This is a genomic window from Pseudoalteromonas sp., assembly GCF_041629635.1.
Classification (GTDB): Bacteria; Pseudomonadota; Gammaproteobacteria; order Enterobacterales; family Alteromonadaceae; genus Pseudoalteromonas.
The window spans coordinates 1-5,058 of record NZ_JBFKMX010000193.1 but is presented as its reverse complement, the minus strand read 5'-3'; the positions used below and the strand labels follow the sequence as shown (position 1 = coordinate 5,058).

Sequence of the window (5,058 nt, the reverse complement as noted above, 5' to 3'; positions counted from 1 at the left end):
GGCCCTTTTATCGCAATAAACTGTGGTGCTATGCCTGGGCATTTACTTGAATCTGAACTTTTTGGTCATACAAAAGGGGCATTTACAGGTGCAGTCAGTGATAAACAGGGTCTTGTGCAAGCAGCCAACGGCGGCACCCTATTTTTAGATGAAATTGGCGATATGCCGCTCGATTTACAAGTAAAATTACTGCGCGTATTACAAGAAAAGAAAGTGAGACCAGTTGGCAGTCAGTTAGAGCAAGATGTTAATATTCGGGTGGTTTCTGCCAGCCATAAAGACATTGTTCAAGCGGTTAAAGATAACCAATTTCGTGAAGATTTGTACTATCGCCTTAATGTGGTGTCTATCACGCTACCGAGTTTAAAAGAGCGCCTTGATGATATTCCACTATTAGCAACGCGCTTTCTACACAAACTCACTAATGATGACAAACAATTCAACCCGCAAAGTATTACCCGTTTATTAAGCTACGATTGGCCTGGTAATGTGCGCCAACTTCATAATATTGTAGAGCATTGTATTGCCATTAGCACTGGCAAAATCATCACTGAAGATGTGGTTGCAAAAGCCCTGCCCGACTCAAATGAAACACACAATGCATTTGTTGGTTTAAATGAAGCTAAACGCCAGTTTGAATATGACTATATTCAAAAAGTATTGGCTCTTTCTGGCGGTAATGTGTCGGAAGCTGCAAAGCTTGCCCAGCGTAATCGTTCAGACTTTTATAAGTTAATGAAAAAGCACGAAATTAGTAATGATTAGTGTTACAGTAGCTGCTTTTAGCCTTGTAGCCATTAAAGGCAGCTGTAACACTTAAAAAACTAACTCAATGCTTGGTTGTTTGTTAATTTTATGGCTCAGGCTTCTTTTATTTTATTTCGCGAATACTCAAAAAATTATCAAAATATTGAATAAGGAAATCACATGATAAAACAACTTATTTTGCCTTTGATGCTTTTAGCATCATCACCTGTCACCATGGCACAAGAAGCTCCCATAGATGAGATGTTCAGAGTAATGTCTATGGATAAGCAACTTACAGGTGGTTTTGAAGCAATGTTGCCAATCGTTGATCAAATCACAATGCAAAATAAGTTGGATGAAAATGCAAAAGAAGAGTTAAAGTCTATTTTTCGTTCATGGTTTGAACAAGATTTAGAACATGAAAAAATGCTTAATGATTTAAAAGCACTTTATATACAAGTATTTAGCAACAGTGAAATTAGAGAAATAACACAATTCTACCAATCCCCAGTCGGCAAAAAATTCTTAGATAATTCTGCTTTTCTGATGCAAAAAGGCGCGCAAATTGGCATGCAGGAAGCACAATCAAAACAATTCCTTTTAATGGAACGTGTGAAACCTTTCTTAGATCGCCATAAAACTGATAATTGATCCATTAAATCGTTTTCGTATATTGAGAAAACGCCCGAAAGTTATTAGCTTATCCCTTATTTAAATGGATTTACTCAATACTGCAACATGAAATGGATTTTAAATGTTAGTTATCAAAGTATGGTATGCCGCTTTATTAAATTCCCTCTTAACACAATCTGAAAATAAAGCTGTGTATATTATAAAAGCTGCTTTAGTGTCTTTTATTAGTGCATTAACCGTTGCATTAATTGTTACCCAGCTTTTTGATTTTTCGTCTTATTACGATACAGAAGAATCAGATGAAGCATGGCAATTAATCGATTTTTTGGGTTTTGTGATATTTTCCCCTCTCGCTGAAACACTACTAATGTTTCCAATTTTCAAACTTATCAAACGCTTTACAATTGGTTTTTGGGCAATTGTATTTATTAATGCCTTAGTTTGGTCCTGTTTGCATTCGCTTGCCATGCCAATTTGGGGGATTTTTACTTTTATCCCATTTGTTATTTTTTCAGTTGCTTTTTTAACTTGGGAAACGCATTCTAAAAAACATGCTTTTTGCATAACTGCGTGTATTCATGGATTACATAACTTGCTAGCAAGTATGCTGGTGATACTCGCAAGTTTTTAAATAAAAGTAACATTTAATTTTTAGTCACATTCGTTTATTGTATTTAATTACGAACCAATTCAAGAAATGCAATGGAGATGCACATGAAGTACTTACCTGCAATTATTTGTGGTGTATTGCTATGGTTAACACTGCAAATTATCTTTTCTTTTTCGGCTAATTACAGCCCTATCAATGATTTTTTAAGTTCCCAGCCAAATTTAACTGCTAACAGCGCTGAATATATTTGGTTAGGGTTGCACGATAGCTTTATTAAATTAAGCGTTTGTTTTGCCTTTTTAATGGGATACAAAGTATTTTGTAGTAAACACCCTTTTAATTTAACCAGTGCGTTCATATTACAGTTGCCCTCGTTGCTGGGGGTTTTTTTAATGACTTTTAATGCTGTAACGTTAGGAAATACACTCAATATTAATTCGTACTACGGATTGGTTGAAGTTCTTGGAATATTAATCACAGCAACTGGTGTGTTGATTGTGTATTGTTTGCTTAATGTAATTGATAGAAAGCGTTCCATTCAGCCTATATAGTTGGATACTTTTATTTAAGACGCTTTAAGTTGTTATCTTTATAAGGTATTTATCGCTTAAACAAATAATTCATTTTTCTCGACTCACGCCAGTTTAAAAGCCTTATTTCGACGCTACAAACGTCAAGTTAGGTAAAACCGATACCTGTGAATCTGTCTTTTTCAGCTTTAAGGCTCGCTGGCTAATCACATGACCCACTAGGTGTCACTTTCAAACTGCGGAAACACTGTTAAATCAACTTTATTTAATGCCAAATTAAGCTGGCTCTCAGGGTATATCCAATAGTGTCGGTTTGAGCGTGAAGCCATTAACACGTACCCTTCGATAAATTGCTTAATTTTTTTAGCGTGATCATTAATGATAAACACCACATTTGTGCACTTACTTGATGAAATTGAAACAGCAAACTTTGCAAACTCTTCATGATCAGATAATGAACCTTCAATGCTATCAACACAGCGCAAATCATGTAAGTAATTAATATCGCGTATGAATGTTGGTTGAAGGCTAATTCATTTAAATAACTCGGTAAAGTTAAAGCGCCACTTGACTGAGTAACAACAATGTTTTTTCCGACAGTATTTTAAATTTAAATTCGTAAGCACTCATAAACAATATTAGTTAACGGGTTATACAATTAACTATATGCTTAAAACCGAATGATACAAATACGATACTCTGTATTTAGTTTAATAAGCATTCCGTGACTTAAAGATTTAATTAAACAAGTCACGGAAAAGTTTTGAGGTGCTTTACTTAAAGAGTATGTGGTTTAACAAATTCACCTGCTAACACACCATTATAACTACCGTCTTGAACCACATATTGACCATTTATAAACACGTCATTGAAGCCAGTTGATAATATATTCCATTGCTTAAAGCTTGCGTTTACCTTGACAGAAGTAGGCTCAAAGATAATTAAATCAGCATTTAAGCCAAGTCTGATAGCACCTCTATCATCAATATTTAATGCGTTAGCGGTTGCAGTAGTGCTTTGTAATAGAAATGTTTCTAAAGTGATTAACTGCTGCTCAAGAACATAGGTTTTAAGTTTTTTAGGAAAACTGGCATATTTACGTGGATGACCATTACTCCCATCTGATGAAGTAACAACCCAAGGCTTAACCATAAAGTTTTTCACGTCTTGCTCTAACATATTAAAGGATGCAACTTTAACAACAGGCCCTTTTGCTAATTCTATCACTGTATCAGCTGGGCTTTTCGAATGAGATTTAGCAACTTCAGCGAGTGTCTTCCCCGAGATATTAGGCTGCTCTGTTACTGTAATAAGTAATCGTTCAGCCCCGCCACGGCGGCGAATATTTTCTGTAATTTCAGCGTGGATTTTTTGATAGAGAGTTTTATCATTTAATCGTTTAATTGTGGCTTTTTTCCCGCCTTCTCGAACCCAACTAGGTACCACAGCACCACTAATGGATGTGCCAGACGCAAGCCAAGGATATTGATCGGCCGTAATTTTTACACCACGCTTTTGTGCAGCTTGCACAAGTTCTATAGCCTTTGTTGATTGGCCCCACACATCAACCCCTAACGCCTTAATATGGCCTAAGTGCAGTGGCATTTTTGCTTGTTCGGCAATAGCTATGGCCTCTTTTATTGCATTCAGAAAACCAATATTAAAGGTACTTTCATCACGTAAGTGAGTTTCATAAATACCTTGGTATTCAGCAGCTATTTTTGCCAACTCAACTACTTCTTCAGTGCTTGCAAACGTTCCCGGTAAATAATACAAACCGGTCGAAAGCCCTAATGCACCAGCTTGCATATTTTGCTCGACCAGCATCTTCATTTTTTTCAGTTCAGAGAGTGTTGCCTTTCGGTCGGCTTGGCCCATGACAGCATTTCGCACCGTATTGTGACCAATAAAAAAGGCCACATTTGTGCCAATTCCTTGCTCTAACAACTGTTTAGCTGTTTTTACAATTGACTCAGGGCTTTTTCCATCATTGCCATTAATCACGGTGGTGACACCTTGAGTAAGGTAATTTAAATTTGCTCTTGTTGAATACTTGCTTAGTTCAGACAGACTGTGGGTATGTGGATCAATAAAACCAGGGCTAATTACTTTAGTGCCATAATCTAAATATTTCTTAGCATTAGCTTTAAGTGAACCACGCCCTGCTATTGCACATATTTTTTTGCCGCAAACACCTACATCCAATGCTTCAAATTTTTGCTTATCGCTGTTGAAAACGCGTTCACTACTGACAACAAAGTCAATATTATCTCCTGCATTCACACTGATTGTGACAAGACTTAAGGTTAAAATAATGTACTTCATAACATCCCTTATTGAGATTGAGTTTGCTGATAACTCAGTAATGTTTCTGCAAATGTGTCTGCTGCAGATATGGCTACTTGCTTAATTAGCTTTCTGTCGGTGTTATCACCCATTTCATAAGTAATTGCATGGATGCCATAAGTATCTGATAACCATTGTTTAAATACGCCACGATTTGGGTTATGCCCCGGCTTGTCAATTACTTGAAAATGT

The 5,058-nt window shown here is 36.4% G+C and carries 6 protein-coding genes and 1 pseudogene; 4 read left to right on the top strand and 3 right to left on the bottom strand.

Annotated elements, in window-relative coordinates; all coding sequences use genetic code 11:
* From ABYD77_RS17620 to ABYD77_RS17605, 4 genes are all read left to right on the top strand, one after another.
* A partial coding sequence (locus ABYD77_RS17620; RefSeq protein ID WP_372771406.1) for a sigma 54-interacting transcriptional regulator occupies positions 1 to 765 on the top strand: 765 nt, incomplete at its 5' end.
* A gap of 162 nt (positions 766 to 927) precedes the next feature.
* On the top strand, positions 928 to 1,398 hold the full coding sequence (locus tag ABYD77_RS17615) for a DUF2059 domain-containing protein (RefSeq protein ID WP_372771405.1): 471 nt from the start codon (positions 928 to 930) through the stop codon (positions 1,396 to 1,398).
* Positions 1,399 to 1,501: 103 nt separating this feature from the next.
* Positions 1,502 to 2,011: a hypothetical protein gene (locus ABYD77_RS17610; protein WP_372771404.1), complete on the top strand. Its 510-nt coding sequence runs from the start codon at positions 1,502 to 1,504 to the stop codon at positions 2,009 to 2,011.
* Positions 2,012 to 2,094: 83 nt separating this feature from the next.
* Positions 2,095 to 2,541 carry a hypothetical protein gene (locus ABYD77_RS17605; protein ID WP_372771403.1) on the top strand — a complete coding sequence of 149 codons (447 nt, stop codon included), beginning with the start codon at positions 2,095 to 2,097 and terminating at the stop codon, positions 2,539 to 2,541.
* Positions 2,542 to 2,738: 197 nt separating this feature from the next.
* On the opposite strand, the gene ABYD77_RS17600 is transcribed toward ABYD77_RS17605, so the two are convergent.
* The 3 genes and pseudogenes from ABYD77_RS17600 to ABYD77_RS17590 form a co-directional block, all read right to left on the bottom strand.
* On the bottom strand, positions 2,739 to 3,005 hold the full coding sequence (locus ABYD77_RS17600) for a hypothetical protein (protein WP_372771402.1): 267 nt from the start codon (positions 3,003 to 3,005) through the stop codon (positions 2,739 to 2,741).
* A gap of 292 nt (positions 3,006 to 3,297) precedes the next feature.
* Positions 3,298 to 4,845, bottom strand: a complete 1,548-nt coding sequence (locus ABYD77_RS17595; RefSeq protein ID WP_372771401.1) for an amidohydrolase family protein — start codon at positions 4,843 to 4,845, stop codon at positions 3,298 to 3,300.
* Positions 4,846 to 4,853: 8 nt separating this feature from the next.
* Positions 4,854 to 5,058 (bottom strand): annotated as a pseudogene (locus ABYD77_RS17590) (peptidase M14); the annotation flags it as partial.

What these genes read in the sequence shown, in the direction of transcription:
- ABYD77_RS17615 (WP_372771405.1), top strand. Translation starts at nt 928, where the DNA reads ATGATAAAACAACTTATTTTGCCTTTGATGCTTTTAGCATCATCACCT.
- ABYD77_RS17605 (WP_372771403.1), top strand. Translation starts at nt 2,095, where the DNA reads ATGAAGTACTTACCTGCAATTATTTGTGGTGTATTGCTATGGTTAACA.
- ABYD77_RS17610 (WP_372771404.1), top strand. Translation starts at nt 1,502, where the DNA reads ATGTTAGTTATCAAAGTATGGTATGCCGCTTTATTAAATTCCCTCTTA.
- ABYD77_RS17595 (WP_372771401.1), bottom strand. Translation starts at nt 4,845, where the DNA reads ATGAAGTACATTATTTTAACCTTAAGTCTTGTCACAATCAGTGTGAAT.